General features: G+C 72.9%; 28 protein-coding genes. 14 read left to right on the top strand and 14 right to left on the bottom strand.

What is annotated here, in order from left to right:
- Position 1: 1 nt before the first annotated feature.
- Entirely contained in the window at positions 2–640 is a 639-nt protein-coding gene (locus tag ACOACO_RS15700; protein ID WP_420297200.1) for a DUF3043 domain-containing protein, read from the bottom strand.
- A 205-nt stretch (positions 641–845) separates the two neighbouring features.
- Here ACOACO_RS15700 and ACOACO_RS15695 point away from each other — a divergent pair, with 205 nt between their 5' ends.
- The 5 genes from ACOACO_RS15695 to ACOACO_RS15675 are packed head-to-tail and all read left to right on the top strand — an operon-like array spanning position 846 to position 4661.
- Positions 846–1637, top strand: coding sequence for a PspA/IM30 family protein (locus ACOACO_RS15695; RefSeq protein ID WP_420297199.1), 792 nt, complete (start codon positions 846–848; stop codon positions 1635–1637).
- Positions 1634–1912 (top strand): PspA-associated protein PspAA, encoded by a 279-nt coding sequence (pspAA, locus tag ACOACO_RS15690; protein WP_420297198.1) that lies wholly within the window; start codon positions 1634–1636, stop codon positions 1910–1912. Before ACOACO_RS15695 ends, pspAA begins: the two co-directional genes overlap by 4 nt.
- A 13-nt stretch (positions 1913–1925) precedes the next feature.
- Positions 1926–2849 (top strand): zinc metalloprotease HtpX, encoded by a 924-nt coding sequence (gene htpX / locus ACOACO_RS15685; RefSeq protein ID WP_420297197.1) that lies wholly within the window; start codon positions 1926–1928, stop codon positions 2847–2849.
- Position 2850: 1 nt separating this feature from the next.
- Positions 2851–3426 (top strand): PspA-associated protein PspAB, encoded by a 576-nt coding sequence (pspAB, locus tag ACOACO_RS15680; RefSeq protein WP_420297196.1) that lies wholly within the window; start codon positions 2851–2853, stop codon positions 3424–3426.
- Positions 3427–3476: 50 nt separating this feature from the next.
- Entirely contained in the window at positions 3477–4661 is a 1185-nt protein-coding gene (locus ACOACO_RS15675) for a sensor histidine kinase (RefSeq protein ID WP_420297195.1), read from the top strand.
- Here the strand turns inward: ACOACO_RS15675 and nadA are convergent.
- On the bottom strand, positions 4658–5833 hold the full coding sequence (gene nadA, locus ACOACO_RS15670; protein ID WP_420297194.1) for a quinolinate synthase NadA: 1176 nt from the start codon (positions 5831–5833) through the stop codon (positions 4658–4660). The two genes, ACOACO_RS15675 and nadA, sit on opposite strands and share 4 nt — an antisense overlap.
- A gap of 34 nt (positions 5834–5867) precedes the next feature.
- Here nadA and ACOACO_RS15665 point away from each other — a divergent pair, with 34 nt between their 5' ends.
- Together ACOACO_RS15665 and erpA are read left to right on the top strand one after the other, a co-directional pair.
- A complete protein-coding gene (locus ACOACO_RS15665; protein WP_420297193.1) occupies positions 5868–6953 on the top strand; it encodes a glycerate kinase in 1086 nt (361 codons plus the stop codon).
- A 142-nt stretch (positions 6954–7095) separates the two neighbouring features.
- On the top strand, positions 7096–7464 hold the full coding sequence (gene erpA / locus ACOACO_RS15660) for an iron-sulfur cluster insertion protein ErpA (RefSeq protein WP_420297192.1): 369 nt from the start codon (positions 7096–7098) through the stop codon (positions 7462–7464).
- Between the two features lie 136 nt (positions 7465–7600).
- Here erpA and ACOACO_RS15655 read toward each other — a convergent pair whose 3' ends face one another.
- Positions 7601–7849, bottom strand: coding sequence for a hypothetical protein (locus ACOACO_RS15655; protein ID WP_420297191.1), 249 nt, complete (start codon positions 7847–7849; stop codon positions 7601–7603).
- A gap of 142 nt (positions 7850–7991) precedes the next feature.
- Here ACOACO_RS15655 and ACOACO_RS15650 point away from each other — a divergent pair, with 142 nt between their 5' ends.
- Positions 7992–8978: a carbohydrate kinase family protein gene (locus tag ACOACO_RS15650; RefSeq protein WP_420297190.1), complete on the top strand. Its 987-nt coding sequence runs from the start codon at positions 7992–7994 to the stop codon at positions 8976–8978.
- Positions 8979–9039: 61 nt separating this feature from the next.
- Here the strand turns inward: ACOACO_RS15650 and ACOACO_RS15645 are convergent, their stop codons facing one another.
- A complete protein-coding gene (locus ACOACO_RS15645) occupies positions 9040–9264 on the bottom strand; it encodes a sulfurtransferase TusA family protein (protein WP_420297189.1) in 225 nt (74 codons plus the stop codon).
- A complete protein-coding gene (locus ACOACO_RS15640) occupies positions 9261–10484 on the bottom strand; it encodes a cysteine desulfurase family protein (RefSeq protein WP_420297188.1) in 1224 nt (407 codons plus the stop codon). The genes ACOACO_RS15645 and ACOACO_RS15640 overlap by 4 nt, the downstream gene beginning before the upstream one ends.
- 118 nt (positions 10485–10602) lie before the next feature.
- On the opposite strand from ACOACO_RS15640, the gene coxB reads away from it, so the two are divergent.
- The 4 genes from coxB (at position 10603) to ACOACO_RS15620 (ending at position 15063) form a co-directional block, all read left to right on the top strand.
- Positions 10603–11532 carry a cytochrome c oxidase subunit II gene (gene coxB, locus ACOACO_RS15635; protein WP_420297187.1) on the top strand — a complete coding sequence of 310 codons (930 nt, stop codon included), beginning with the start codon at positions 10603–10605 and terminating at the stop codon, positions 11530–11532.
- Complete coding sequence (gene ctaD / locus ACOACO_RS15630) at positions 11529–13289, top strand: cytochrome c oxidase subunit I (protein WP_420297186.1); 1761 nt, start codon at positions 11529–11531, stop codon at positions 13287–13289. The genes coxB and ctaD overlap by 4 nt, the downstream gene beginning before the upstream one ends.
- Positions 13286–13708, top strand: a complete 423-nt coding sequence (locus tag ACOACO_RS15625) for a cytochrome c oxidase subunit 4 (RefSeq protein WP_420297185.1) — start codon at positions 13286–13288, stop codon at positions 13706–13708. The genes ctaD and ACOACO_RS15625 overlap by 4 nt, the downstream gene beginning before the upstream one ends.
- A 131-nt stretch (positions 13709–13839) precedes the next feature.
- Positions 13840–15063 carry a L,D-transpeptidase gene (locus tag ACOACO_RS15620; RefSeq protein ID WP_420297184.1) on the top strand — a complete coding sequence of 408 codons (1224 nt, stop codon included), beginning with the start codon at positions 13840–13842 and terminating at the stop codon, positions 15061–15063.
- Between the two features lie 51 nt (positions 15064–15114).
- Here ACOACO_RS15620 and ACOACO_RS15615 read toward each other — a convergent pair whose 3' ends face one another.
- The 5 genes from ACOACO_RS15615 to ACOACO_RS15595 form a co-directional block, all read right to left on the bottom strand.
- Positions 15115–16260 carry a hypothetical protein gene (locus ACOACO_RS15615; RefSeq protein ID WP_420297183.1) on the bottom strand — a complete coding sequence of 382 codons (1146 nt, stop codon included), beginning with the start codon at positions 16258–16260 and terminating at the stop codon, positions 15115–15117.
- 185 nt (positions 16261–16445) lie between these two features.
- Entirely contained in the window at positions 16446–18158 is a 1713-nt protein-coding gene (locus tag ACOACO_RS15610; protein ID WP_420297182.1) for a cytochrome b, read from the bottom strand.
- A gap of 2 nt (positions 18159–18160) precedes the next feature.
- Positions 18161–19267, bottom strand: a complete 1107-nt coding sequence (locus ACOACO_RS15605; protein WP_420297181.1) for a Rieske 2Fe-2S domain-containing protein — start codon at positions 19265–19267, stop codon at positions 18161–18163.
- Entirely contained in the window at positions 19264–20145 is an 882-nt protein-coding gene (locus tag ACOACO_RS15600; RefSeq protein WP_420297180.1) for a c-type cytochrome, read from the bottom strand. Before ACOACO_RS15600 ends, ACOACO_RS15605 begins: the two co-directional genes overlap by 4 nt.
- A 73-nt stretch (positions 20146–20218) precedes the next feature.
- The gene (locus ACOACO_RS15595; RefSeq protein ID WP_420297246.1) at positions 20219–20815 is read right to left on the bottom strand and encodes a cytochrome c oxidase subunit 3; all 597 of its coding nucleotides are present in this window, start codon (positions 20813–20815) and stop codon (positions 20219–20221) included.
- Positions 20816–21026: 211 nt separating this feature from the next.
- Between ACOACO_RS15595 and ACOACO_RS15590 the strand changes: the two genes are divergently transcribed.
- Positions 21027–21473 carry a hypothetical protein gene (locus ACOACO_RS15590; RefSeq protein WP_420297179.1) on the top strand — a complete coding sequence of 149 codons (447 nt, stop codon included), beginning with the start codon at positions 21027–21029 and terminating at the stop codon, positions 21471–21473.
- Between the two features lie 6 nt (positions 21474–21479).
- On the top strand, positions 21480–22514 hold the full coding sequence (gene trpD, locus ACOACO_RS15585) for an anthranilate phosphoribosyltransferase (protein ID WP_420297178.1): 1035 nt from the start codon (positions 21480–21482) through the stop codon (positions 22512–22514).
- 64 nt (positions 22515–22578) lie between these two features.
- Here trpD and ACOACO_RS15580 read toward each other — a convergent pair whose 3' ends face one another.
- The 4 genes from ACOACO_RS15580 to ACOACO_RS15565 are packed head-to-tail and all read right to left on the bottom strand — an operon-like array spanning position 22579 to position 26805.
- Positions 22579–23214: a hypothetical protein gene (locus ACOACO_RS15580; RefSeq protein ID WP_420297177.1), complete on the bottom strand. Its 636-nt coding sequence runs from the start codon at positions 23212–23214 to the stop codon at positions 22579–22581.
- Between the two features lie 52 nt (positions 23215–23266).
- Positions 23267–24718 (bottom strand): hypothetical protein, encoded by a 1452-nt coding sequence (locus ACOACO_RS15575; RefSeq protein WP_420297176.1) that lies wholly within the window; start codon positions 24716–24718, stop codon positions 23267–23269.
- 3 nt (positions 24719–24721) lie between these two features.
- On the bottom strand, positions 24722–25000 hold the full coding sequence (locus tag ACOACO_RS15570; RefSeq protein ID WP_277499099.1) for an Lrp/AsnC family transcriptional regulator: 279 nt from the start codon (positions 24998–25000) through the stop codon (positions 24722–24724).
- An 11-nt stretch (positions 25001–25011) separates the two neighbouring features.
- Entirely contained in the window at positions 25012–26805 is a 1794-nt protein-coding gene (locus ACOACO_RS15565) for a DEDD exonuclease domain-containing protein (RefSeq protein WP_420297175.1), read from the bottom strand.
- Positions 26806–26867: the final 62 nt, after the last annotated feature.

Raw genomic sequence — 26867 nt, 5'->3', positions numbered from 1 at the left:
GTCAGCGGTAGTCCTCGCCGAGGCGGGCGCCGATCTTGACGCGCGGCTTCGGCAGCCGCCACGGCTTGATCTGCAGCGAGCGGCTGACGGCGTAGAAGGTCAGGCCCTTGAACGGCTCGTCGGGGAAGCGGCGACGCACCTCGCGGCGCAGGCGGAAGCGCAGGTAGAGCACGTCGAGGACCACGAGCAGCAGCATCGTCGTCAGGACGAGGGTGCCCATCGCGACGAGGTCGGCGTTGCCCGAGTACTGCAGCACCAGCGACAGCACCATGACCGGCAGCGTCAGCTCGGTGAAGGAGAAGCGCGAGTCCACGAAGTCGCGGGTGAAGCGGCGCACCGGGCCCCGGTCGCGCTTCGGCATGAAGGTCTCGTCGCCGGTCTTCATGGCCTCGCGGACCTTGTCCTGGCGCGCCTTGCGGTCCGCGCGCTCCTTGGCCGCGAGCTCCTTGCGCGACCGGGCGGGCTTGGCCCGCGCCCGGGCGGCCGCCTCGGCCTCGCGCCGGCTCGGCGTGGGCCGGCCCTTGGCCGCGGGGTTCTTCGAGGGCCGTCCGTCCACCTCGCCCGTGGGGTCGGGGGCCTCGGTGGTCGAGGGGCCCGGGTCGACGGGGGTGGAGCTACGACGGAACAACGCTGGCCTCACAGGACGGACGGTGGGGGGGCGCACGGCGCGGGGGCCGGGACGCTCACGGAGGTGCCAGGGTACCGGCCCCCCGCCGGCCGCACCCACCCTCGCCCACCTTGAGGTTTGCGCCTAGTGTTGAGCGGGAAGCCGCAGCGGGCCCCGACCCCGGTCGGGAGCACCGGACGCACCGCCGCACGAGCACCGCCCGAGGAGAGGCCACCCGATGAGTCTGATGAAGCGCATGAGCCTGATCTTCAGGTCGAAGGCCAACACCGCCCTCGACCGGGCCGAGGACCCGCGGGAGACCCTGGACTACAGCTACCAGCGCCAGATCGAGCTGCTGAGCAAGGTGCGCCGCGGCGTCGCCGACGTCGCCACCAGCCGCAAGCGCGTCGAGCTGCAGGTGAACCAGCTCGAGCAGCAGGCCCAGAAGTTGACCGACCAGGCGCAGAAGGCGATCCAGGTCGGCCGCGAGGACCTGGCCCGCGAGGCCCTGACCCGCAAGTCGGGCCTGAGCCAGCAGATCGCCGACCTCCGCACGCAGCACGCTCAGCTGCAGGGCGAGGAGGAGAAGCTCGTGCTGGCGCAGCAGCGCCTGCAGGCCAAGGTCGAGTCCTTCCGCACGCGCAAGGAGACCATCAAGGCCACCTACACGGCGGCCGAGGCGCAGACGCGCATCAACGAGGCGATGTCCGGCATCGGCGAGGAGATGGGCGACGTCGGCATGGCCATCCAGCGCGCCGAGGACAAGACGGCGCAGATGCAGGCCCGCGCGGGTGCGATCGACGAGCTGCTCGCGTCGGGTGCCCTCGAGGACGCCTCCTCGCTCAACCGCGGGGACGACATCGCCCGCGAGCTCGACGCGCTCAGCTCGGGCGCCGACGTCGAGGCCGAGCTCGCGGCCCTCAAGGGCATCTCGGCCCCGTCCTCGCCCCAGGCCATCGAGGGTGCGCCGGCCAGCGGCGACATCCTGCAGCCCGAGGCGGTCAAGCGCACGGAGGGTGGTCAGCAGTGATCGTCCGCATCCTGGGTGAGGGTCAGTTCGACATCACCGACGCCTGCTTCGAGTCCCTCAACGCCCTCGACGACGCCGTGGAGAAGGCGGTCGAGGAGGGCGACGAGGCGGCCTTCCGTCCCGCGTTGGCCGCGCTGCTCGCCGGTGTGCGCGCGGAGGGCGTGCCGCACCCCGCCGACGCGCTCGACGAGTCCGACCTCATCCTCCCGCCGGAGGACGCCTCCCTCGAGGAGGTCCGGGCGATGCTCGGCGACGACGGTCTCATCCCCGGCTGACGCCGGGCACCGCATGGCTCGGACGCGTTTCCTCCCCGACCGGGGCCTCACCGCCCGGATGACGCTCGTGCTCTTCCTCCTCGGCGCGCTGTTCGTGGCGCTCGTGGTGGGGATCATGTTCGCCGTCCAGAGCCCCGGTCTCGCGGTGGTGGTGGGCCTCGTCGGCCTCGGCATCGCCTTCTTCCAGTGGTGGTCCTCCGACACCCTCGCCATGCGCGCGATGCGGGCCCGCGAGGTCTCACCGCAGGAGGCGCCCGAGCTGCACGGCATGATCGACCGGCTCTGCGCGCTGGCCGACATGCCGAAGCCGCGGGTCGGCGTCGCGGACATGGACATCCCCAACGCGTTCGCCACCGGGCGCTCGCCGGAGCGGGCCGTCGTCTGCGTGACGACCGGCATCCTGCGCCGGCTGGACGCCGACGAGCTGGAGGGCGTGCTCGCCCACGAGCTCTCCCACGTCGCGCACCGCGACGTGATGGTCATGACGATCGCCTCGTCGGCGGGCATCGTGGCCGGCATGGTCACCCGGGGCGCGCAGTACGGCGCGTTCATGGGCGGCGGGCGGGACCGCAACGGCAAGGGCGGGGGCGCCGCGGCCCTGCTCCTCGCGCTCGTGATCTCGCTGGTCGTCTACGCGATCAGCTTCTTCCTCACCCGGCTGCTCTCGCGCTACCGCGAGCTCTGCGCGGACCGCTCGGGCGCCTACCTGACGCTGAAGCCCGCGGCCCTGGCGTCGGCGCTGCAGAAGATCACCGGGGAGATGTCCTCGATCCCGCAGCGGGACCTGCGCACGTCGCGGGCCATGAACGCGTTCTTCATCGCCCCTGCCATCAGCGGGGCGTCGCTGTCGACCATCACCTCCACCCACCCCTCGCTCGAGCAGCGGCTGGAGCAGCTGGCGCGCATCCAGGCCGACCTCGCCCGCCCGGGGGTCTGACGTGGGGTTCTGGGACGCCGTCCTGGGGCGCCGTGCGCCCAAGCAGGCCGACCTCGACGCGCTGTTCGGCGTGCCGAGCGCGGCGATCACCCTGCAGACGGCCATGGGGCTCGAGCCGACCGGCGTGGGGTCGGTGTGCTTCCGGTCCGCTGACGGGGCGGCCTTCCGCTCCACCGAGGCCGACATCGTCGCGCTGCTCGACGCGGACCCGCGGGCGCCGGCCGCCGAGCGCACCGTGGACCAGTTCGGGTTCACGTGGCTCGTCGTACGGCGCGAGCCCACCGACGTGGCGGGCCTGTGCACCGACCTCCACGCGGTGAACGTGCTGCTGGAGGAGCAGGGGTTCGGTCCGTCGCTGCTCTGCTCGGTCGTCGGGTTCGCCGCGACCGGGGGAGGCTCCCGGCTGGGGCTCGTGTACCTCTACAAGCAGGGCACCTTCTACCCGTTCGCCCCCACCGGCGCCGACGCCCGTGACAACCTGTTGGAGATCAACGTGCGCGACCAGCTCGCGACCGAGCTGCCGGTGGAGCAGAGCCTGCAGCGCTGGCTCGCGCTCTGGGGCGCTCCCGGGCTCTGAGCCGCTGGACCGAGCCCCGCGCCGACGCGGGGTGGGAGGAGGACGGGTCGATGGGCCAGCAGGCGCAGGACCTCGAGGAGGCGATCCACCGCTACGGGTTGCTCGACCCCCCGCCGCGCGAGGTGCAGGCGGTGGTGGAGATGGCGGCGTTCGTGGCGCGGGTGCCGCTGGCGACCGTCAACGTCGTCACCTCCACCCAGCAGCACCAGATCGCCACGGTGGGCTTCGAGGCCGCGATCTGTCGCCGCGAGGACTCGATGTGCGCCGTCACGGTGGCGCTCGGCAGCCCGGTGGTCGTCCCCGACGCCCGTCTCGACCCGCGGTTCAGCGCCAACCCCTTCGTGGACGGGCGGATCAACACCGTGCGGTTCTACGCCGCCCACCCCCTCGAGACGGAGGAGGGCGTCGTCATCGGCACGCTGTGCGTGTTCGACACGGAGCCGCGGGAGCTGGACGAGACCCAGCGCCTGGCGCTCTCGACGCTCGCCGACCGCGTGGTCGACATCCTGGAGCTCTCCCGCCGGGCCCGCGCGCTCGACGCGTCGCTGCGCCGTACCGAGGAGATGCGCGACGAGCTCGCGCGCTCCAACGAGCACCTCGCGGCCTTCGCCGGCCAGGTCAGCCACGACCTGCGCAACCCCCTGTCGACCGTGGCCATGTCGCTCTACCTGCTGCAGGAGCAGCTCGAGGAGCAGGACGGCGCCCGCACGGTGGAGCGCGCGCTGCGTGGGACCAAGCGGATGCAGGCCCTCATCGAGGACCTCCTGGCGTTCGCCCGCGTCGGGGGCTCCCTGCGGCGCGACGACGTCGACCTCACCCACGTGGTCGCCGCCGTCCTCGGGGACCTGGCCGGCACCCTGCGCGACGCCTCCGTCACCGTCGGTGAGCTGCCCACCGTGTGCGGCGACCCCACCCAGCTGCGCGCGGTGCTGCAGAACCTCGTGGCCAACGCCTGCAAGTTCGCCCGCCCCGGGGAGCCCGCGGTCGTCGAGATCGGCGGGCGGCGCGTGGACGGCGGCTGGCGGGTGGAGGTCGCCGACCGTGGCCGGGGCATCGCGCCCGAGGACGCCGGGCGCGTCTTCGAGCCCCTCGTGCGCCTCGACACGCAGGCCGACGGGTCGGGCATCGGCCTCGCGACGTGCCGCCGCGTGGTCGAGGCCCACGGCGGGCGCATCGGGCTCGAGCCCCGCGAGGGCGGCGGCGCCGTCGCCTGGGTCGAGCTGCCCGACGCCTAGCGGGCGGTGCGGCCCGGGAGGTCGAGCATCCGCTGGAGGGCGACCTTCGCCCAGGTCTCGGTGTCGGGGTCCACGCTGATGACGTTCGGCACCTGGCCCGCGACGAGCGACTCCAGCGCCCACACGAGGTGGGGCAGGTCGATCCGGTTCATCGTCGAGCAGTAGCAGACCGTGCGGTCGAGGAACGAGATCTCCTTGTCGGGGTGCGCCGCCGCGAGGCGCTTGACGAGGTTGAGCTCGGTGCCGATCGCCCAGCGGGAGCCGGGCTCGGCGGCCTCGATCGTGTTGATGATGAACTCGGTCGAGCCGACGAGGTCGGCCCGCGTGACGACCTCGTGGCGGCACTCGGGGTGCACCAGGATCTTGACGTCGGGGATCGTGGCGCGCAGCTCGTCGACCACCTCGGGGGAGAAGCGGCCGTGCACCGAGCAGTGGCCCTTCCACAGGATCATCCGCGCGTCGCGCAGCTCCTGCACCGTCAGGCCGCCGTTGGGACGGTGCGGGTTCCACACCACGCAGTCCTCGAGCGCGAGGCCCATCTCGAGCACCGCGGTGTTGCGGCCCAGGTGCTGGTCCGGGAGGAAGAGCACCTTGCCCCGACCCTCGGGGCGCTGCGAGAACGCCCACTCGAGCGCGACGTCGGCGTTCGACGAGGTGCACACGGCGCCGCCGTTGCGCCCGCAGAACGCCTTGATGTCGGCGGAGGAGTTCATGTAGGTCACCGGCACGACGTCGTCCGCGACGCCCGCGTCGACCAGCGCGTCCCACGCGTCCTCGACCTGCGGGAGCAGCGCCATGTCGGCCATCGAGCAACCGGCCGCGAGGTCGGGCAGCACGACCTGCTGCGCGTCGGAGGTCAGGATGTCGGCGGACTCGGCCATGAAGTGCACGCCGCAGAACACGATGTACGGCGCGTCCGGGCGCGCGGCCGCCTCGCGGGCGAGCTTGAACGAGTCGCCCGTGACGTCGGCGAACTGGATGACCTCGTCGCGCTGGTAGTGGTGGCCGAGCACGAACACCCGCTCGCCGAGCGCCTCCTTGGCCGCGCGGGCGCGCTCGACCAGGGTCGGGTCGGAGGCCGGGGGCAGGTCGCCGGGGCAGTCCACACCCCGCTCTGCGGCCAGGTCGCTGCCGCGACCCAGGGGGAGCAGGGACAGGTCGACGGTGGTCATGGGCCCCATCGTAGGCGCCGGGCAGGATGGGTGCGTGCGCGTGCTCATCGCTCCCGGTCACTTCTCCGGCACCCTCACCGCCGGTGAGGCGGCCCGGGCCGTCGCCGACGGCTGGCGGACGCGCGCCCCGGGCGACGAGCTGGACCTCGCCCCGGTCGCCGACGGCGGCACCGGCTTCGTCGACGTGCTCCACGCGGCGCTGGGGGGCGACCTCGTCGCGCTCGCGGTCCGCGACCCGTCCGGCGGCACCGTCCCCGCCGCCGTCCTGCTGGCCGGGGACACGGCGTACGTCGAGTCGGCGCAGGCCTGCGCACCCGGCCCCGGCGACCCCGCGCGGGCGGAGGCGGCCACGTCGTACGGTGTGGGGGAGCTCGTCGCCGCGGCCGTGGCCACGGGGGCACGGCGGGTGGTGGTCGGCGTCGGCGCGAGCGCGGCCACCGACGGGGGAGCGGGCCTGCTCGCCGCGCTCGGGGCCCGGGCCGACCGCGCGCTCGACGGCGGTCCCGCGGCGCTCGCGGGCGTGGGCGAGGTGGACCTGTCCGCCGCCCGTGCGGCCGTCGCCGGCGTCGAGCTCGTCGTGGCCCACGACGTCCCCATCCCGCTCACAGGGCTGTTCGGCACGACGAAGGCCGCGGGGGTCGAGCGCGGGATCGCCGAGGAGCGCGTCCCGGCCGTCGACGGCCTGCTCGAGGGGTGGGCGGCGGCCGCGGGCCGGCGTACCTCGCTCGAACCGGGGGCCGGGGCGGGCGGTGGCGTCGGGTTCGGGCTCCTGCTGCTCGGAGCCGCCGGGGTCCCCGGCGTCGACCTCGTGCTCGACGCGCTGGGCCTGGAGGACCGGGCCCGCGCGGCCGACCTCGTCGTCACGGGGGAGGGGCGGCTCGACTTCGCGAGCCGGGCCGGGAAGGCCCCCCACGGCGTCGCCCAGGTGGCGACCCGGGCCGTGCGGCCGTGCGTGGTGGTCGCCGGCGAGGTGCTGGTGGGGACCCGGGAGATGCGGACGATGGGGGTGGAGACCGCCTACTCCGTCGTCGACGTGGCGGGCCGGGAGGCGGCGCTGGCGGAGCCGTACGACGCGCTCGCCCGCACCGCGGCCCGTGTGGCGCGGGCCTGGTCGCGCTGACCACCCCACCGGGCCCCGCGCCCACGACGCCCGATCCGGGCCGTGGTCCGGATCAGGTCGGTCGAGGCCTCGGGAATACGGCAGGGGTGTGTCACCATTGACCTCACTGCACGAACAACCGCCGAACCTCCAGGGAGTGCACATGACCGAGCAGGTGGACATCCAGACGACCACCGAGCGTCGCACCGACCAGATCAACCTGAGCGCGACCGCGGCGTCCAAGGTCAAGAGCCTGCTGGAGCAGGAGGGTCGCGACGACCTCTCCCTCCGCATCTCCGTGCAGCCCGGTGGCTGCTCGGGTCTGCGCTACCAGCTGTTCTTCGACGAGCGCACGCTCGACGGCGACGTGGTGACGGACTTCGACGGCGTCAGCGTCGTCGTCGACCGCATGAGCGTCCCCTACCTCAACGGTGCCGAGATCGACTTCGTCGACACCATCGAGAAGCAGGGCTTCACGATCGACAACCCCAACGCGACGGGCTCCTGCGCCTGCGGCGACTCGTTCCACTGAGCCGCACCCGCCGGTGACCCGGCGGACGTACGCGACGGGCACGACGAAGGCCCCACCTCCAGCGGAGGTGGGGCCTTCGTCGTGCGTAGGGGCGGCGTCCGGCCCCCGGGGCCGGGGAACGGGTCCCGGCGGCGGGTCAGTCCTGGTAGATCGCGGCGGCCAGGCGCGCGGCGGCGTCGCTGACGGCGATCTCGGGCTTGCGGCTCTCGCGGGGCTGGTCGTCGTAGGCGAGCGAGGGGGCGGGGCGCAGCGCCGCGCGGGCCATGCGGTCGGCGGGCGTCGGCAGGTGCAGCTCGCGGGTGGCGGCGCGGCAGTCGTGCACGAGGTCGGCGGGCGCCGTGGGGTCCGCGTAGGCGGGGCGGGCGGAGGGTGTCACGGGGGTCATGTCGCGAACGTAGGCGCTACCACCCGGTAGCCCCAGGGCTACCTGGCGGTAGTCTCCCGGACCCCTGCGCGTCGCCTCCGCGCGATCGCTCCGCGCGACGCGGGCTGGGAGCGTCGCCGGGCCTCGCGTAGGGTCGGGCGTCGTGTCGCTCCTCATCACGGGATCCATCGCCACCGACCACCTCATGACCTTCTCGGGCAAGTTCGCCGACTCCCTCGTCGTCGACCAGCTCGACAAGCTGTCGGTCTCGTTCCTCGTCGACGACCTCGACGTACGACGGGGTGGGTGCGCCGCGAACATCTCGTTCGGCCTCGGCAACCTCGGCCTGCGGCCGATCCTGGTCGGCGCGGTGGGCGAGGACTTCGCCGACTACCGCTCCTGGCTGGAGCGCCACGGCGTCGACTGCGACTCCGTGCACGTCTCCGAGACGCGCCACACCGCGCGGTTCGTCTGCACGAACGACGCCGCCATGGCCCAGTTCGCGACGTTCTACGCCGGCGCGATGAGCGAGGCCCGCGAGATCGAGCTGCAGCCGATCGTCGAGCGCGTCGGTGCGCCCGACTACGTGCTCGTCGGCCCCAACGACCCGGCCGCGATGGTGCGTCACACCGAGGAGTGCCGCCAGCGCGGCTACCGCTTCGTCGCCGACCCCTCGCAGCAGCTCGCGTTCGGCGACGGGGACCTGATCCGCCCGCTCGTCGACGGCGCGGACATCCTGTTCTCCAACGAGTACGAGGCCGCACTCATCGTCTCGAAGACCGGCTGGTCGCACGAGGAGGTGCTCGAGCGGGTCGGCACCTGGGTGATCACCCTCGGCCCCGACGGCGTGCGCCTCGAGCAGAAGGGCGCCGAGCCGATCGTGGTCGGCGCCGTGCCCGAGATCGCCAAGGTCGAGCCGACCGGCGTCGGTGACGCCTTCCGCGCCGGATTCCTCGCGGCGCTCAGCTGGGGCCTGGAGCACGAGCGGGCCGCACAGGTCGGCTGCCTGCTCGCCGTGTACGTCGTGGAGCAGGTCGGCACGCAGGAGTACACCCTGGGCCGCGCCGCGTTCCTCGAGCGCCTCGAGGGCACCTACGGCCCCGACGCCGTCGCCGAGGTCGAGCCGCACCTGACTACCTTCCGCCCCTGACCGACCGGGGCTGACCGACCGGGGCTGACCGACCGGCGCTGACCCCTTCCGTGCCGGGCGCTCAGGCGCCGAGCGCGACGCGGTAGCGCGGCACCCCGTCGGGAGCCGAGTCCTCCCCGAGGAAGCGGTGCCCCCGCATGCGGCACCACGCGGGGACGTCGACGCGTGCCGCCGGGTCGTCGGCCACCACGGCGAGCTCGGTGCCGTCCGGCCGGTCGCGCGCGGCCTTGGCCAGCGCCAGCACCGGGGCGGGGCAGGGCAGGCCCCGGCAGTCGATCTCGGTCACATCCCCACCTCCGCGCGCAGCCGCGCCACCACGCCCGGCAGCACGTCCAGGAACCGCTCGACCTCGCGCTCCGGCGTACCGGGGTGGAGGGACAGGCGCACGTTGCCGTGGGTCAGCGCGCCCATCGCCGCGAGCACGTGGGAGGGCTCGTGCGTCGACGCGGTGCAGGCCGAGCCGCTACCGACGCCGAACCCGGCGCGGTCGAGCTCGGTGACGAGGGCCTCGCCGTCGACGTAGAGGCACGAGAACGTGAGCAGGTGGGGGAGCCGGTCGTCGGGGTCGCCCACGACGTCCACGTCCGGCACGCGGGCGGAGACCTCGCGGCGTACCCGGTCCACCAGCCCGTGCAGGCGCGCCCCGACGTCGGCGGCCTCGGCCACCACCGCCTGGAGCGCGGCCGCGGCGGCGACGGCGCCGGGCACGTCCTCGAACCCGCTGGCGCGCAGGTCGCTGCGGTCGTCGGCGGGGTAGGGGTCGCGCCAGCGGACGCCCTTGCGCACGAGCAGGACGCCGACGCCGGCCGGCCCGCCCCACTTGTGCGCCGACGCGGCCGCGACGCCCCACCCGGCGGGGAGCGGCTGCCAGCCCACCGACGCGCACGCGTCGACGAGCAGCGGCACCTCCCCGGCGACCTCGGCGGCTGCGGCGACCGGCTGGGTCGTGCCGACCTCGTGGTTCGCCGACTGCAGGGCGAGGGCGGCGACGTCACCGGGGGCCAGGGCGGCGCGCAGCGCGTCGAGGTCGAGGCGTCCGGCCGGGTCGACGGCGACGGGGCGCGCGCTGCAGCCCAGGTCGCGCACGGCCCAGTCGACGGCGTGCAGCACGGCGGAGTGCTCGACGGCGGAGTGGGCGAGCACGGTGCCCGCGCGGCGCCGGCCGCGGGCCAGCCCCAGCAGCCCGCGGTGCACCGCCTCGGTGCCGGAGCCGGTGAACGTCACCTCGTCCGTGCGGGTCCCCAGGCAGGTGGCGACCACCTCGCGGGCGTCGTCGAGCAGCCGGCGCGCCTGCCGGCCGCCGTGGTGCAGGCGGCGGGGGTCGGCGTACCCCTGCTCGTACGCCGCGACCAGCGCCGCGCGGGCCGCCGGGTGCAGCGGGCGGGCCGAGGCGGCGTCGAGGTCGGTCCACGACGGGGTCGCAGGCGGGCCCGACGGGCCCGCGTCGAGGTGCCCGGGGCCCGTCACGGCGCCGCCGGGAACGGGTGTCTGCTCCTCGCGTTCCACGGGTACCGACGGTAGTCCTACGCTGTGTAGGAGGTGAGGCGACCCTGGGGGTCCGCCCTCCCTGTGATTCGGATAAAGTTCCCCCCGTCGTGTGATCGTCCAAGAGAGAGGCTCGTTCGTGGGTCTGCAACTCCACCGGCGGTCCGGCGCCGGCACTGCCCGCGGCGCCGCCGCGGGCAAGCCCCGACGCGCCGCGCTCGCCGCGTCGCTCGGCCTCGCCCTCCTCGTCCTCACCGGGTGCTCCGAGGAGAGCCAGTACCAGCTGCGTCACCTCGGCCTGCCCGGCCAGGCGACGGAGGAGGCGCCGTACATCGCCGACCTGTGGATCTGGGCGTGGGTCGCTGCGCTGGCCACGGGATTCGTCGTGTGGGGCCTCATCCTGTGGGTGGTCGTGCGCTTCCGTCGCCGCAGCGCCGACGAGGTGCCCGTGCAGACGCGGTACAACCTCCCGCTCGAGATCTTCTACACGATCGCCCCGGTCATGATGGTGATCGTCTTCTTCTTCCACACGGTCAGCGTGCAGAACACGGTGCTCGACGACTCCGAGCCGGACATGACGCTCGAGATCGTCGGCCAGCAGTGGTCGTGGACGTTCAACCACCCCACGGACGGCGTCGGCGACACCGACCCGGAGACCGTCGACGAGGGCGAGTACGCGTACGTGGTCGGCACCGCGTCGCAGCTCCCCACGCTCGTGCTCCCGCAGGGTGAGACGGTGCGGTTCAACCTGCACTCGCCCGACGTGGTCCACAACTTCTGGATCCCGGGCTTCCTCATGAAGATGGACGTCGTCCCGGGCCGCACGAACAGCTTCCAGGTCACCCCGACCGAGCTGGGCGTGTTCAAGGGCAAGTGCGCCGAGCTCTGCGGCACCTACCACTCCCGCATGCTCTTCAACGTCGAGGTCGTGTCCCCCGAGGACTACGACGCGTACGTCGAGAGCCTCGTGGAGGCCGGTGACGTGTCGGACGACGGGCCCATCCTCGGTGGCACCGAGGCCCGCACCTCGCTGCGCAACTTCGACGACCCCAACGGAGGCGACGAGTGACCGCCACACAAGCTCCCACGACGGGGACCGTGGTCCCCGGGAGGAAGCCTCTCGGCGAGAACGTCGTGCGTCTGCTGACCACGACGGACCACAAGCTCATCGGCAAGATGTACCTGGTCACCTCGTTCGCCTGGTTCTGCATCGGCGGACTGATGGCCCTGGTCATCCGGTCCGAGCTCGCGTTCCCCGGCCAGCAGGTCGTGAACGACGAGGTCTACAACCAGATGTTCACGATGCACGGCACGATCATGCTGCTGCTGTTCGCGACGCCCCTGTTCTTCGGCTTCGCCAACGTGATCATGCCGCTGCAGATCGGCGCACCCGACGTGGCGTTCCCGCGCCTCAACATGTTCAGCTACTGGCTGTTCCTGTTCGGCGGCCTCATCGCCGCGGCGGGCTTCTTCACGCCGAACGGCGCGGCGAGCTTCGGCTGGTTCGCCTACGTGCCGCTGTCGAACGAGGTCCGCTCGCCGGGCGTCGGCGGCGACATGTGGATCATGGGCCTGTACATGGCGGGTCTCGGCACGATCCTCGGTGCGGTCAACTTCATCACCACGATCATCTGCATGCGCGCCCCCGGCCTGACGATGTTCCGGATGTCGCTGTTCACGTGGAACACGCTCATCACGAGCCTGCTCGTCCTCATCGCGTTCCCGATCCTGGCCGGCGCGCTCCTCATGCTCGAGGCGGACCGCTCGATCGGCACGCACGTCTTCGACGCCTCGCACGGCGGCCCGATCCTGTGGCAACACCTGTTCTGGTTCTTCGGGCACCCAGAGGTGTACATCATCGCCCTGCCGTTCTTCGGCATCGTGACGGAGATCCTGCCGGTCTTCAGCCGCAAGCCGATCTTCGGCTACGTCGGCCTGGTCGGCGCGACGCTCGCCATCGCGATCCTCTCGGTCGCGGTGTGGGCCCACCACATGTTCGTCACGGGTGCGGTCAACCTGCCGTTCTTCTCCGGCATGACGTTCCTCATCGCGGTCCCGACCGGCGTGAAGTTCTTCAACTGGATCGGCACGATGTGGGGCGGGTCCCTGTCCTTCGACAACCCGATGCTGTGGTCGATCGGCTTCCTCACGACCTTCCTCTTCGGCGGTCTGACCGGTGTCCTCCTCGCGAGCCCGCCGCTGGACTTCCACGTGTCCGACTCCTACTTCGTGGTGGCCCACTTCCACTACGTCGTGTTCGGCACGGTCGTGTTCGCGATGTTCGCCGGCTTCTACTTCTGGTGGCCGAAGATGACGGGCCGGATGCTCGACGAGCGCCTCGGCAAGCTGCACTTCTGGCTGCTGTTCTTCGGCTTCCACACGACCTTCCTCGTCCAGCACTGGCTGGGTGTCGAGGGCATGCCGCGCCGGTACGCCGACTACCTCGCGGAGGACGGCTTCACCACGCTCAACCAGATCTCCACGATCGGTGCCTTCGTGCTGAGCGCGTCGCTGCTCCCGTTCTTCTACAACGTCTACGTCTCCGCCAAGGGGCCGAAGGTCGAGGTGGACGACCCGTGGGGCTGGGGCCGCTCGCTCGAGTGGGCGACGTCGTCCCCGCCGCCGCGGCACAACTTCCACTCGATCCCGCGCATCCGCTCGGAGTCCCCGGCCTTCGACCTCCACCACCCGGAGATCGCCGCCCTCGAGCTCGAGCAGAACGCCGCTGAGAACCAGGGTCGGTTCGCCGACGCCCCGGACACCCAGGGTCGTGAGCAGCTCCTCAACGACCACGGTGTCGATGTCAGGAAGGACGACGACAAGTGAAGGCCCTGCGCGCGGAGGTCTGGATCTTCGCCATCTGCACCATCTTCCTGATCCTCGTGTCCCCGGCGTACTGGTTCGTGACCGACGCCAGCGGCGAGGGCGGGGACTGGACCGGCACGTCCGCCCTCGTCATGACCACGCTGCTCGCGGCCATGGTCACGTGGTACCTGGCCGTCCAGGCCCGCAAGCTCGACGAGCGCCCGGAGGACCGCAAGGACGCCGAGATCGTGGAGGGCGCCGGCGAGCTCGGCTTCTTCCCGCCGTACTCCTGGTGGCCGCTGTGGGCCGCCTCGACCTTCGGCGTGTGCATCCTCGGGGTCATCTTCGGCTGGTGGCTGTTCATCATCGGGTGCGCGCTCGGCATCCTGGCTCTCTCGGGCTGGGTGTTCGAGTACTACCGGGGCGTCCACGCCCACTGATCGACCGGGCGGCCGGCCCCTGCTCCCGCGGGGACGAGGTCGCCGGGGTTACGCTGGAAAGCGCTCGTCGGGTCTCCCGGCGGGCGCTTTTCGCGTGCAGCCCGGTTCTCGGCCGGGCCGGAGGGAGAGGGATGTCGGAGTTCCGCACGCCCCACGGGGTGCACCTGGGGCGGCGCAGCCTCGTCCGGATCGTCGGGGCGGTCGGTGTCGCCGCCGTCGCCGGCGGGGCGCTGGCGGCCTGCACCTCGGACGAGCGGTCGGACAGCGGGGCGGCCACGTCGGGCGGGGAGTCCGCGCCGGAGCCCACGATCGTCACCAGCGTGGCGGCCGACGAGCAGGTCCCGGTCGACCACCTCGTGCGCGTCGAGGCGCAGGGCGGCCGCCTGGCCGCGGTCACCGTCACGACGGCCGAGGGCACCGAGGTGCCCGGCGAGATGCTGGAGGACGGCCTCAGTTGGGCCGCCACGGCCCTGCTCGACCCGGGTACGACGTACTCGCTGCGGGCCAGCGCCCGCGGCGAGGGCGGCGGCGAGGCCACGGCGGAGGTGTCGTTCTCCACCGTCGAGCTGTCCCTCGACGAGCAGACCTACCCCTCCATCGCGCCGCTCGCCGACGAGGAGGTCGGTGTCGGGATGCCCGTGGTGGTGGCCTTCGACCTGCCCGTGGTCGACCGCGCCTCCTTCGAGCGGCACATGAGTGTCACCAGCGAGCCCGCCCAGCCCGGGTCGTGGCACTGGTACGACGACCACCAGGTGCGGTGGCGTCCCGACACCTACTGGCAGCCGGGCACGACGGTCACCGTCGACGTGGCCGTGAACGGCGTCCCGGCCGGCGGCGGCATCTACGGCCAGGAGAGCCGGACGGTGACCTTCCGGGTCGGGCGCTCGGTGATCCACCGCGTGGACGCGGCCACCCACACGATGACCACCCTCATCGACGGGGTGGAGGCGCGCCGGATGCCGATCAGCGCCGGCAAGCCGGGCTTCGAGACGCGCTCCGGGGTCAAGGTCGTGATGGAGAAGTTCCGCACGAAGACCATGGACGCGGCCACGACGGGCATCAGCCCCGACGACCCGGAGTACTACAACATCGAGGACGTCGAGTACGCGCTGCGCGTCACGAACTCGGGGGAGTTCCTCCACGCCGCCCCGTGGTCGTCGGGCTCGCAGGGCGTGGCGAACGTCAGCCACGGCTGCGTCGGCATGGCCACGCCGGACGCGGCCTGGGTCTACGAGAACACCCGCCGGGGCGACGTCGTGGAGGTCACGGGCACGGACCGGCGGATGACGCTCGAGAACGGCTTCGGCGACTGGAACGCGACCCCCGAGGAGTACGCCGCGGGCTCGGCCCTCTGAGGCTCGCCGGCCCCGCGCCGCCGCCCGACCGGTCGGCGTCAGGGGCGGGTGTCAGGGGTAGGCGAGGCGTGCGGGGGAGAGCACGTAGTGGGTGCGCAGCCACTCGTACTGCAGCGCCAGCCCGAGGGCGAGCACGCCGACGAGCACGAGCGCCTGCGCGGCGCGGTGCCACGTGCGGCCCAGCGTGGGGAAGGGCCACCACACGACGAGCAGGAACAGGGCGTAGCGGGTGATGCTGGGCGTGGGACGCGTCGTGAGCAGCAGGAACGCGCCGTACGACAGCACCCACGCGCGCAGCTCCGGTGCCCAGACCCGGGCGGCCGGCTGGAGCACGATCGCGAGGACGAGGGCCAGCACGATCGCGACGTCGACGGCCGGCCCCACGCCTGCGGAGCCCAGGAGGAGTGCCGCCCACGTCTGCCAGCTGCGCTCGTCGGTCAGCACCCACGCCGACTGCGTCGCCAGGTAGGCGTCCGGCTCGCCCGTGACGACGGCGGCGGTGAGGGGCCACAGGCCGAAGGCCGCGGTGGTCGCGGCGGCCGTGAGCGCCAGGCGGACGACCTCGGCGCGGGGGAGGCCGCCCTCGGCGCGCCAGCGCAGCACGGCGTGCACCACGACCACCGGCACGAGGGCCAGGGCGATCGGCCGGGTGAACCCGAGCACCACGGCACCCAGGACCACGAGTCCGTAGCGCCGCCGGGACAGCGCGTGCAGGACCAGCACGAGCACGAGCAGGCTGACGGCCTCGGAGTAGCCCGTGGCGAGGATCGCGCCGGCGGGGCTGACGCTGAGCGCGGCGGTGGTCAGGAGCGCGACGTACGTGCCCGCGCGGCCCGCCACCATGCGGTGGAGGAGGCACAGGGCGACGGTCGATGCCACGACCCCGAGGACGGCCGCCGCGAGCCCGAACGACAGCCCCGTCAGCGTCATCAGCAGACGCGTCGCGAGCGGGAACAGCGGGAAGAACGCCCACGGGTTCTGCTGGACCTCGCCCTCGTGGCGGGGGAGCTCCGTGGGGTACCCGTGCTCGGCGATGGTGCGGTACCACTGCCCGTCCCAGTTGGTGGCGAGGTCGCCGTACCCCGGCGCGGCCGGCACGGGCTCGGTCAGGTAGAAGCCCTGCCCGACGCCGAGCGCCGTCTGCTCCCGGCCGAGCTGCCACAGCATGACGACGTCGACCAGGCGCGTCAGCGCCACCACCAGCAGCGGCGGGAGCCACCACGGCCAGCGGGTCGGCGCGAGGCCGGACGGAGCCCGGTGGGGGAGGGGAGGGGTGTCCCCCGAGGTCCCGGAACGACGACGAGCGCCCGGATCCGTGGAGGATCCGGGCGCTCGTGCGTCGTCCGGCGTCAAGGGCGGAGGGTCGCGGCGGGTGGCCGGACTCAGTGGCCCTTGGTGAGCGTCACATGGTCGTCGTCCGCGGAGGACCCGCCCTCGAGCTCGTGCGCCCCGTCGTGGTGGTGGTGCGCCGCCTCGATCTCCGCCTGGGTGGGCGGCTGGACGTTGTCGGCGAACCACAGCTTGCTGAGGCGACCGCGGAGACCGTCGGTGCGCGACCCGGGCTTGCGCACGCCGTTGGCGTCCGTCCCCGGCTCGAGCTCCGGCAGGCGGTCACCCTCGCGAGCCGTGATGACGACCTGCTTGGCCTCCGGGAGCGGGAGGTGGCGCTCGGAGTAGGCACCGTCGGGCGAGCGCTCGATGATGCCGGTCTCGTACCCGTGCAGCGCCTGCTCCTTCGCGTGCCGCTGGAGCGAGATGCACCAACGACGCGTGATCATGAAGGCGATGAGCGGTCCGATGAAGATCGCTGCCCGCAGGAAGTACGTGATCTGGTTGATCGACAGGTCGAACCGGATGGCGATGATGTCGTTGCCGCCCGCGATCCACGCCATGGCGTAGAAGGTCATGAGCGACACCATCAGCGCGGTGCGCGTAGGAGCGTCCCGCGGCCGCTGCAGCAGGTGGTGCTCCCGCTTGTCGCCGGTGATCCAGTTCTCGATGAACGGCAGCAGCATGAGGATCGTCCACATGAGGCCGGGCACCACGATGATCGGCAGGAAGACGTTGAACGGGAACGTGACGCCCCAGATCTCGAACTCCCAGCCCGGCATGATGCGCAGCAGGCCGTCCGGCCAACCCATGTACCAGTCCGGCTGCGAGCCCGCCGTCACCTTCGAGGGGTCGTAGGGCCCGTACATCCAGATCGGGTTGATCGTCATCAGGCCACCCATGAGCGCGGTGACGCCGAAGACCACGAAGAAGAACCCGCCGGCCTTGGCGGCGTACACCGGCAGCATCGGGAAGCCGACGACGTTGCCCTCGGTGCGGCCGGGGCCGGGCCACTGCGTGTGCTTGTGGTAGACGAGCAGCAGCATGTGCGCCGCCACCAGGGCCAGCAGGATGCCCGGGATCAGCAGCACGTGGATGATGTAGAGCCGCGGGATGATCGCGGTGCCCGGGAACTCGTCGCCGAAGAGCAGGAACGAGCCGTAGGTGCCGACGACCGGGATGGACTTGATGAAGCCGTCCGCGGCCCGGACGCCCGTGCCCGACAGGAGGTCGTCGGGGAGCGAGTAGCCGGTGAAGCCCTCGAGCGTGCCGATGAGGAGCAGCAGCGAGCCGATCACCCAGTTGAGCTCACGCGGCTTGCGGTGCGCGCCCGTGAAGAACACGCGCAGCAGGTGGATCATCATCGAGGCGATGAACAGGTGGGCGGCCCAGTGGTGCATCTGCCGGACCAGCAGGCCCCCGCGCACCTCGAACGAGATGTGCAGCGAGGAGTTGAACGCCTCGGAGATGTAGCTGCCACGCAGCGGGGCGTAGGAGCCCTGGTACTCGACCTCGACCATGCTGGGGTTGAACCAGAAGGTGAGGAAGACACCGGTGAGGAGCAGTACGACGAAGCTCCACAGCGCGATCTCGCCGAGCATGAAGGACCAGTGGTCCGGGAAGACCTTGCGGAGGTTCTTCTTGGCCAGGCCCGCGAGGCCCAGGCGCTCGTCGGCCCACTGGGCCCCGGCGCCGATCCTCGAGGGCTTGCCTCCGGCGACGGCGGTGGCGCCGTTCGTGGAGGCGACCTTGGACGTCGTGCTCATGGTCAGCCACGCTCCCAGTAGCTCGGTCCGACGGGTTCGCTGAAGTCGTCCACGGCGTACAGGAAGCCGTCCTCGTCCTCCGCCAGGTGCATCTGGGGGAGCGCGTGGCCCGCCGGCCCGAAGACGACCTTGCCGCTGTCGGCGAGGTCGAACGTGGACTGGTGGCAGGGGCACAGCAGGTGGTGGGTCTGCTGCTCGTTGAGGGCGATGGGGCACCCGACGTGCGTGCAGATCTTGGAGTAGCAGACGATCCCGTCGACGTCCCAGTTCTCCCGGTCGGGAGCGCGGACGATGTCACCGGGGGACATGCGGAGCAGGATGACCGCAGCCTTGGTCTTCTCGATGTTGAGGCGCTCGTGCTCGAGCGCGGGGCGCAGCTCCTCGCCGTTGGCGTCGAGCGGCGCCGGCAGGTGGCCCTCGCTGTCCGCGACGAGGCCCTCGGGCTCGCCGTTGACCAGGTCGCCGATCTGGAGGTCCGCCTTGTTGATGCGGGTGCCGACGACGTCGCGCACGACGTACATGCCCGGCATCCAGAACGTCTTCTCGAGCCGCGACGGGCTCATGTCCGAGGGACCGAGGTCGCGGAAGGCCACCACCAGCGGCACGCCGGCCAGACCGAGGGCGCCGAGGAGGGTGTTGCGGATGAGGGGACGGCGGCCGATGCCCGACTCGTCGACACCGGCGTTCAGCGCGGCCAGCGTCGTCTCGCGGTCCTCGGTCGACGAGCTGGCCGGGTGGCGCAGCTCGGAGATCTCCTCGTCGGCCATGAGCTTGCGCGCCCAGTGGATGACGCCGACGCCGATGCCGAGCATGACGCCACCGAGGGTGAGGCCCAGGAACAGGTTCGAGGCGCCGAGGCCCAGGAACGTGTCCATGTCGTCGCCGATCTCGAAGACGAAGTAGGCGACCACGAAGAGGACCGCGCAGATCATCGAGAAGATGAAGAACCCGGCGACCTGGCGCTCGGCGCGCTTCTCCGCCCTGCGGTCGACGTCCGTGGGACGCCACAGGTGCGCGGGCAGGCCGGAGGCCTGGTCCTCGAGCGGACGCGAGGTGGGCGTCGTGTCCGTGCCGCCCTGCTGCGCCGGGAGGTTGTCGTGCTCGCTCACGCCTGTCCCTTGCCCTTCTGGGTGCGAGTGGTGTGCGCCGCGATCCACACGGCGAAGCCGACGAGGCCACCGATGCCGATGAGCCACGCGAAGAGGCCCTCGCTCACGGGGCCGAGACCGCCGAGGCTGAAGCCGCCCTGCTGGGGCTCCTCCTCGAGGGTCGTGAGGAACGCGATGACCTCGCGCTTGTTCTCCGGCGGGATGTTGCCGTCGGAGAAGACGTCCATCTGGCCGGGGCCGACGAGCATGGCCTCGTAGATGTGCTTCTCGCTCGTCTCGCGCAGACCGGGGGCGTAGCCGCCGCGGGGCATGGCGCCGCCGCGACCGTTGAAGTTGTGGCACGCCGTGCAGTTGGTGAGGAAGATCTGCTGGCCGCGGTTGATCGCGGCGTCGCGCTCCTCCTCGCTCAGGTCGTCGAGGTAGTCGCTCGAGTACTGCTCGGGGTCCGGGATGCCCGGGCCGGGGCCGAGCGAGGCGACGAAGGCGGCGAGCGCCTCGATCTCCTCGTCGGAGTACGCGACGTTCTTGCTGGGGTTCTGCTGGCCGGGCTGGACCATCGGCATGCGGCCGGTGCCCACCTGGAAGTCCACGGAGGCGGCGCCGACGCCCTGCAGCGAGGGGCCGAGCTGGTTGCCCTTGACGTCGAGCACGCCCTCGCCGTTCTGGCCGTGGCACGTGGCGCAGCCGACGAGGAAGAGCTCGCGGCCCTGCTCGACGAGCTCCGCGTTGTCGGCGGCCTCCTCGGCCTGACCGGCGGGCGCGAACGCGGCGTACGCCGTGCCCGTCAGGACGAGGCCGAGCAGCAGCACGACGAGGCCCGCGAGCGGGCCCCGGCGGTGGCGGGAGAGCCGGCCGGCGGATCGGTTCAGGAAACGCAACGTGATGTCCCTTGTTCTGGTCCGGACGATTCGGTCGTGCGGTGGGGCGGGGGAGAGGTCGGTGACCGGTGGGTCACTGGATCCAGTAGATGGTGGCGAAGAGGCCGATCCACACGACGTCGACGAAGTGCCAGTAGTACGACACGACGATCGCCGAGACCGCCTGCTCGTGGGTGAAGCGGCGCGCGATGAAGGTGCGGCCGAGGACGAGGAGGAAGGCGATGAGGCCACCGGCGACGTGGATCCCGTGGAACCCGGTCGTCAGGTAGAACATCGAGCCGTAGGCGGAGCTCTGCAGCGTCAGGCCGGCGTGGACGAGCTCGGCGTACTCCAGCGCCTGACCGGCGAGGAACACGGCGCCCATGACGTACGTGAGGATGAACCACTCGCGCATGCCCCACTGGCCGACCTGCCAGACCTTGCCGCTGCGCCCGACCTTCGGACCGCCCTGCGCGGCCGAGCGCTCGACCGCGAACACGCCCCACTGGCAGGTGAAGGACGACAGCACGAGGATCGCGGTGTTCGCGAAGGCGAACGTCACGTTCAGGTGCTGGGTCTCCTCGGCCCAGAGGCCGGGTTCCGCGGCACGGATCGTGAAGTACGCCGCGAACAGCGCCGCGAAGAACATCAGCTCGCTGGAGAGCCAGATGATCGTTCCGACGCTGACCATGTCGGGCCGGCCGTGCTGCCCACGCAGACGGGAGGCCGGGATCGCTGCAGTTGCTGTCGCCACCCCGTCATTATGTCCTGTCCGCCGAGCCCTGTGACCCCACCCCCCGGAAGAAGTCTTACGCAGCGTCGTAGACGGCTGCGGGAGGCCTGGGATCGGGCCCCCGGCGGGCTCCCGGCGGGGGGCGCCGGGAGCGGGTAGCATCGCGCGGGTGAGCGCGACGACGACTGCCTCGACCGAGGGCCACGGGCCCGGCACGACCCGCCTGCGCGTGCTGGTCTACAGCGACGACGTGCGCACGCGCGAGCAGGTGGTGCTCGCGCTGGGCCGGCGGGTGCACCCCGACCTCCCCGAGCTGGAGTACGTCGAGGTGGCGACCCCGGCCGTGGTGCGCCAGCAGATGGACACCGGCCGCATCGACCTCGCGATCCTCGACGGCGAGGCCGTGCCCGCCGGCGGCATGGGCATCGCCAAGGAGCTCAAGGACGAGATCTACGCCTGCCCGCCCGTGCTCGTGCTGACGGGCCGCCCGCAGGACGCCTGGCTGGCGACGTGGTCGCGCGCCGAGGCCGCGGTGCCCCACCCGCTCGACCCCGTGCTGCTCGCCGAGACGGTCGCCGGTCTGCTCCGCGGTCGCCCCGTCGTCGCCGCGCGCTGATCCGCGATGGGCACCCGCAGCTGGCCCGAGGTCCTCTCCGCGCTCGTCGCCCGCCGTGACCTGACCCCGGACCAGGCGTCCTGGGCCATGGCGGAGGTGCTGGCGGGCGAGGCCACCCCCGCCCAGGTCGCCGGCTTCGCCGTGGCCCTGCGCGCCAAAGGCGAGACGATCGACGAGGTCGCGGGCCTGGCCGACGCGATGATGGCCGCCGGCACCCCGCTGGAGGTGCCGGGCCGCCTCCTCGACGTGGTCGGCACCGGCGGCGACCGGTCGATGTCGGTCAACATCTCGTCGATGTCGGCGATCGTGGCCGCCGGCGCGGGCGCCCGCGTGGTCAAGCACGGCAACCGCTCCGCCTCGTCGAAGTCGGGGAGCGCCGACGTGCTCGAGGCCCTCGGGGTCCGGCTCGACCTGGCCCCCGAGCGGGTCGGCGAGCTGGCGACCGAGGTCGGCATCACCTTCTGCTTCGCCGCCGCCTTCCACCCCGCCATGCGGCACGCGGCGGTCGCCCGCCGGGAGCTGGGCGTCGCCACGACCTTCAACTTCCTCGGCCCGCTGACCAACCCGGCGCGGCCCGCCGCCCAGGCCATCGGGTGCGCGGACCCGGCCATGGCCCCGGTGATGGCGGGCGTGTTCGCCCGCCGCGGGGTCGACGCGTGGGTCTTCCGCGGCGACGACGGGCTCGACGAGCTGACCACGACCACCACGTCCCGGGTCTGGGTCGTGCGGGGCGGCGAGGTCGTGCCCGCTGCCGTCGACCCGGCGGACCTCGACCTGCCGCGCGCGACGACCGAGGACCTGCGCGGGGGCGACGTCGAGCACAACGCCGACGTGGTGCGCCGGCTGCTCGCCGGCGAGCGCGGGCCCGTGCGCGACGCCGTGCTGCTCAACGCGGGCGCGGCGCTCGCCGTGCACGCTGAGGAGCCGACGTCGGACGACGTGACCGAGCAGCTGCGCGTGGGGATGGAGGCGGCCGCGGTCGCCATCGACTCCGGCGCCGCGGCCGCGACGCTCGAGAAGTGGGTCGCGGCCTCCCGCTGACGGCCGGGCTCGGCCGGGTCCGGCCGGGTTCGGACTGGCCCGGCCGGCCCCGAGGAGGCGTGGGTCAGACCGAGGCGAGGTCGAGCACGTAGGCGCGGCCGTTGCGGCGGAACCCGAGGCGCTCGTAGTAGGGGTCCTTCATGTTCGGCGGCGTGATCACGTGGCGGATGCCGCGGTGGCGCAGGATGTCGCTGCGCAGCCAGACGTACTCGCCGGCGGCGCAGTCGCGGAAGCCGGGGGTGACCCAGTCCAGCTCGACCTGGGCGACGTCGCCACGGGTGCGAAGCACCACCACGCCGACCGTCTCGTCGCCCTTCTGCACCAGGTAGGCCTGGCGGTCGGTGTCCGACGGGCTCCACGCGAAGTCGGGCTGGTGGCGGTGGATGTCGACGTCGTGCGCGCGCAGCACGTGGTTGAGGTAGGCGTCACCGGACCCCACCGCCAGCACCGTGAAGTCGCGGTGCGGCCCCGGCTGGCGCACGACCCGCACGAGGAACCACACGTTGATGGCCAGCAGCACGACGTTCATGGCCACCATCGGCCACACGCCGATGAGGAGGTTGAAGACCGCGAGGGTGACGGTGGCGGCGGCGTTGAGCAGGCGGAACCGCAGGACCCGCGTCTGGAGGATGGAGCACACCAGCAGCGCGGAGCCCGTCCAGCCCAGGAGGGGGAGCCAGTGCTCCAGCAGCCACGTCACCCTGGAATGTTACGAGCGTGTTGCGGCCCGGACCGGGGCCGCGGCTGTGAACTCACTCACCCGGGTGGCGCAGCAGCACGTGGTCCCCGCCGGTCTCGACCCGCTCCCAGCCGAGGTCGTGCTCGACCGCGTAGCCCAGCGACGAGTCGGTGCGGAGCAGCGCCCACCGCGCGCCGGTGTCCGCGACCATCTCGTCCCACCGGGGCTCCACGTCGGTCAGGTCGGTGTTCCGGCGCAGCTCCTCGACGGTGAACGTGTCGCCGTAGCCGTGCATGACGAGGTCGAGCTGCGGGTGGCGCCACATGAGGTAGCCGCCCCTGCCCCAGTCGTCGAGCAGGACGGTGCCCGCAGGGAGCGCGTCCAGCGCCGGCGCGGCCCAGGCGAGGTCGTCGTCGGGCTCGTCTCCGGCCCGCAGGTTCAGCACGACCACGGCCACGACCGCCAGGGCGACGGCCGCACCCCCCACCGCCAGCTCCAGGCGGCTCGGCGCCCCGCGGTGGTGCTCGGCCTCGGGAACGCCCGGCGCGCCCGCGGTCACGTCCGGCTCGGTACGACGCAGCGCGTGCGCCAGCACGGGCGCGAGCACGGCGGCGCTGACGGGCACGGTGCGGGCCGAGTAGAGGGCCCAGGCCAGGGCGAGCAGCGCGAGGAGGCACGTGGTCCAGGAGGGCCGGCGGCGCCGGCGGGCCAGCACGGTGACGAGGAGGGCCAGGAGCAGGGCCAGCACGGCCGGGCTCGGCACGGTGAAGTCGGTGGGCCCCCACTCGGCGAAGAACTCGGACCGCCCGCCGACCGCGACCACGGCGCCGTACAGCGCGGGCCCCACGGGCGTCAGCGCGGCGACGACGGCCCCGGCGAGCGGCACGGTGGCGAGGCGGAGGGCGGTGCGCGCCTCGCGGGTGTCGAGCCACGCGCCCACGCACGCCAGAACCCCGACGACGAGCCCGACGGGCCACATGCCGTGGCAGGCCGCCCACAGCCAGGTGAGGGGGACGAGGTGGTACGGCGGGCGCCGGTCGGCGACCGCCCGCAGCCAGGCGGCGGTGAACCAGGCGGTCAGCACGTAGCTGATGACCTGGGGGCGTGCCGTGAGGTGGCCGGCGCTGGCGAGCATGACGGCCAGCACGAGGGCGGCGGCCGCGACCGGCGCCAGGTGGCGGCGCGCGATCGCCCACAGCAGGCCCAGGTAGGCCACGACGAGGGCGCCGGAGGCGGCGGCCACGGCCCCCAGCCCGCCGTGACGCTCCAGCCAGGCCATCGCGACCTGGGGGAGCCACTGCGTCGGCACCCAGGACTCGGTCGCGAACGTCGAGACGCTGCCCGGCGAGCGCAGGCTCCAGGTGCCGTCGAGGAACTCCCGGCCGAAGCGCAGGTGGAAGTAGGTGTCGTCGTTCGGGAGCGGGCCGTGGCTGCCGGCCGCGGCCAGCCCGAGCCCGGCGAGGAGCAGCAGGAGGCCGACGGTCGGCCCGAACCACGGGGGCGCGGCCGCACGGGTCCGCGCCACGGATCAGTCCAGCCCGAGGGAGAAGGCGGACTCCAGGTCGTGCCGCGAGTAGGCCCGGAACGCGATGTGGGTCTCGGTCGACAGCACGCCGTCGACCTTGTTGAGCCGGTCGGCGACGACGGCCGCGATGTCGTCGTGGTGACGCACCCGCACGAGGGCGATGAGGTCGATCTGCCCGGTCACCGAGTAGACCTCGCTCACGCCCTCCAGGGCGGCTATCGCCTCGGCCACCTCGGGGATGCGGTCCACCTCGGCGTTGACGAAGACGATGGCCGTGATCATGGCCGGTGAGCCTAACGGGCCGGGCGGTGCTGCGGGGAGAGCGAGCGCGCGTCCTCGAACGGCGCGGCGGCGGCGCGCGCCTGCTCGCCCGCCTCTCCGATCCACAGGTGCCGGGCGGCGCCCGCCACCGGGCAGCTCCACTCGCCGTCCACGTCGACCAGCCGGACCCCGGGGGTCTCGAGCCACGACAGTACGGCCTCGCTCTCCTCCGCGCTGGCGGCCGGCACGGGTCCGGGGGCGGGGCGCACGGTCTCCGCGCCGGCGCGCAGCGACGCGACGTACGCGTGCGCGTCCTGGCCCGGCGGGATGACGCCTGCGGCCGCGAGCCGGCCGTGGCGCACGACGTGCACCGCCCACCGGCCGTCGGTGCCCCGGTGGGCGGCCACCAGCTCCGGGCAGCGGGTCAGCGCCACGAGGCGCTGGGTGCGTGAGGCGCCCCGCACGAGGGCGGCGAGGCGGTCGCGGTGCGCCCCGGCCTCCTCGAAGCGCTCGTCGGCCGCGAACCCCGCCATCCGGGCGGTGAGGTGCTCGACGACGGGGGTGGGGTCGGCGACGAGGGTGGTGCGCACGCGGGTGACCACGGCGTCGTACGTCGCGGGGTCGACGCTGCCGTCGCAGGGGGACAGGCAGCGCCCCATCTCCGCCAGCACGCAGGGGCTGCGGGAGGGCTCGCGCGGCAGCCGGCCCGTGCACTGGCGCAGGGGGAAGGTCTCGTGGAGGGCGTCGAGGCAGCGCTCGGCGGTGCGCCGGGAGCCGAAGGGGCCGAGGTAGGTGGCGTCGTCGGCCAGCACCTTGTTCACCAGCGACAGCCGCGGCCACGGCTCGCGGGTCAGCTTCACGTAGTGGGTCTTCTCCGGGAACCGCGAACGCCGGTTGTAGCGCGGCTTGTGCTGCGCGATGAGGCGCAGCTCCCGCACCCGGGCCTCCAGGGGCGTGGCGCACTCGACGGCGCGGACGGCGGTGGCGATGCCGATCATCTCGCCCATCCGCGACCGGGTCTCCGACGCGGTGAAGTAGGACCGCACGCGGGTGCGCAGGTCCTTGGACGTGCCGACGTACAGCACCCGGGCGGCGTCGTCGGTGAACAGGTAGACGCCCGGGGCGTGGGGGAGGCCCTCGGCCAGGTGGCGCTTGCGGCGCTGCGCCTCGGTGACCCGCGAGCTGAACTCCTGGAGGTCCTCCAGCGTGTGGACGCCCAGGTTGCCCAGCCGCGCCATCAGGCCGTGGAGCACGTCGACCGTCGCCCGCGCGTCGTGCAGCGCGCGGTGGTCGGGCGTGGTGGCGGCGCCGAAGAGCCGGGCCAGCGAGGACAGCTTGCAGTTCGGGGCGTCGTCCTTCGTGATGACGCGACGGGCCAGCCGCGCGGTGTCGAGCACCTCGAAGCCGGGCCACGGCCGGCCCAGCTCGCGGGCGTAGTGCTGCAGGAAGCCCACGTCGAAGGGCGCGTTGTGGGCGACCAGCACGCAGCCCCGCGCGAACTCGAGGAAGGCCGGCAGGACGGTGTCGATCCGCGGCGCCTGCACGACCATCGCGTCGGTGATGCCCGTGAGCACCGAGATGAACGCCGGGATCGCCTCGTCGGGGTTGACCAGCGTCTGGAACTCGCCGAGCACCTCGCCGCCCCGCACCTTCACGGCGCCCACCTCGGTGATCTTCGAGCCCGCCGCCGCCGACCCGCCGGTCGTCTCCAGGTCCACCACGCAGAACGTCACGTCGCGCAGCGGGCGACCGAGCGTGTCGAACCCGCGCTGCTCCTCCCAGCGGGACGGGGCGGACGACGAGGCCTGCGGGTGGTTCCTGCTCATGGGCGGGGACGCTAGGGGGCGGCGCCGACGTTCTCGGTCGGCGCGGGCGATCCGCCCGCGCC

This window comes from Nocardioides sp. CPCC 205120 (genome assembly GCF_048654585.1).
Taxonomy (GTDB): Bacteria; Actinomycetota; Actinomycetes; order Propionibacteriales; family Nocardioidaceae; genus Nocardioides.
This window is presented reverse-complemented; position numbering and strand designations above follow the sequence as displayed.

Excerpts from the sequence above, each read along its gene's own strand:
- ACOACO_RS15695 (WP_420297199.1), top strand. The coding sequence starts at position 846 with ATGAGTCTGATGAAGCGCATGAGCCTGATCTTCAGGTCGAAGGCCAAC.
- htpX (WP_420297197.1), top strand. The coding sequence starts at position 1,926 with ATGGCTCGGACGCGTTTCCTCCCCGACCGGGGCCTCACCGCCCGGATG.
- ACOACO_RS15675 (WP_420297195.1), top strand. The coding sequence starts at position 3,477 with ATGGGCCAGCAGGCGCAGGACCTCGAGGAGGCGATCCACCGCTACGGG.
- nadA (WP_420297194.1), bottom strand. The coding sequence starts at position 5,833 with ATGACCACCGTCGACCTGTCCCTGCTCCCCCTGGGTCGCGGCAGCGAC.
- erpA (WP_420297192.1), top strand. The coding sequence starts at position 7,096 with ATGACCGAGCAGGTGGACATCCAGACGACCACCGAGCGTCGCACCGAC.
- ACOACO_RS15655 (WP_420297191.1), bottom strand. The coding sequence starts at position 7,849 with ATGACCCCCGTGACACCCTCCGCCCGCCCCGCCTACGCGGACCCCACG.
- ACOACO_RS15620 (WP_420297184.1), top strand. The coding sequence starts at position 13,840 with ATGTCGGAGTTCCGCACGCCCCACGGGGTGCACCTGGGGCGGCGCAGC.
- ACOACO_RS15610 (WP_420297182.1), bottom strand. The coding sequence starts at position 18,158 with ATGAGCACGACGTCCAAGGTCGCCTCCACGAACGGCGCCACCGCCGTC.
- ACOACO_RS15595 (WP_420297246.1), bottom strand. The coding sequence starts at position 20,815 with ATGGTCAGCGTCGGAACGATCATCTGGCTCTCCAGCGAGCTGATGTTC.
- trpD (WP_420297178.1), top strand. The coding sequence starts at position 21,480 with ATGGGCACCCGCAGCTGGCCCGAGGTCCTCTCCGCGCTCGTCGCCCGC.
- ACOACO_RS15570 (WP_277499099.1), bottom strand. The coding sequence starts at position 25,000 with ATGATCACGGCCATCGTCTTCGTCAACGCCGAGGTGGACCGCATCCCC.
- ACOACO_RS15565 (WP_420297175.1), bottom strand. The coding sequence starts at position 26,805 with ATGAGCAGGAACCACCCGCAGGCCTCGTCGTCCGCCCCGTCCCGCTGG.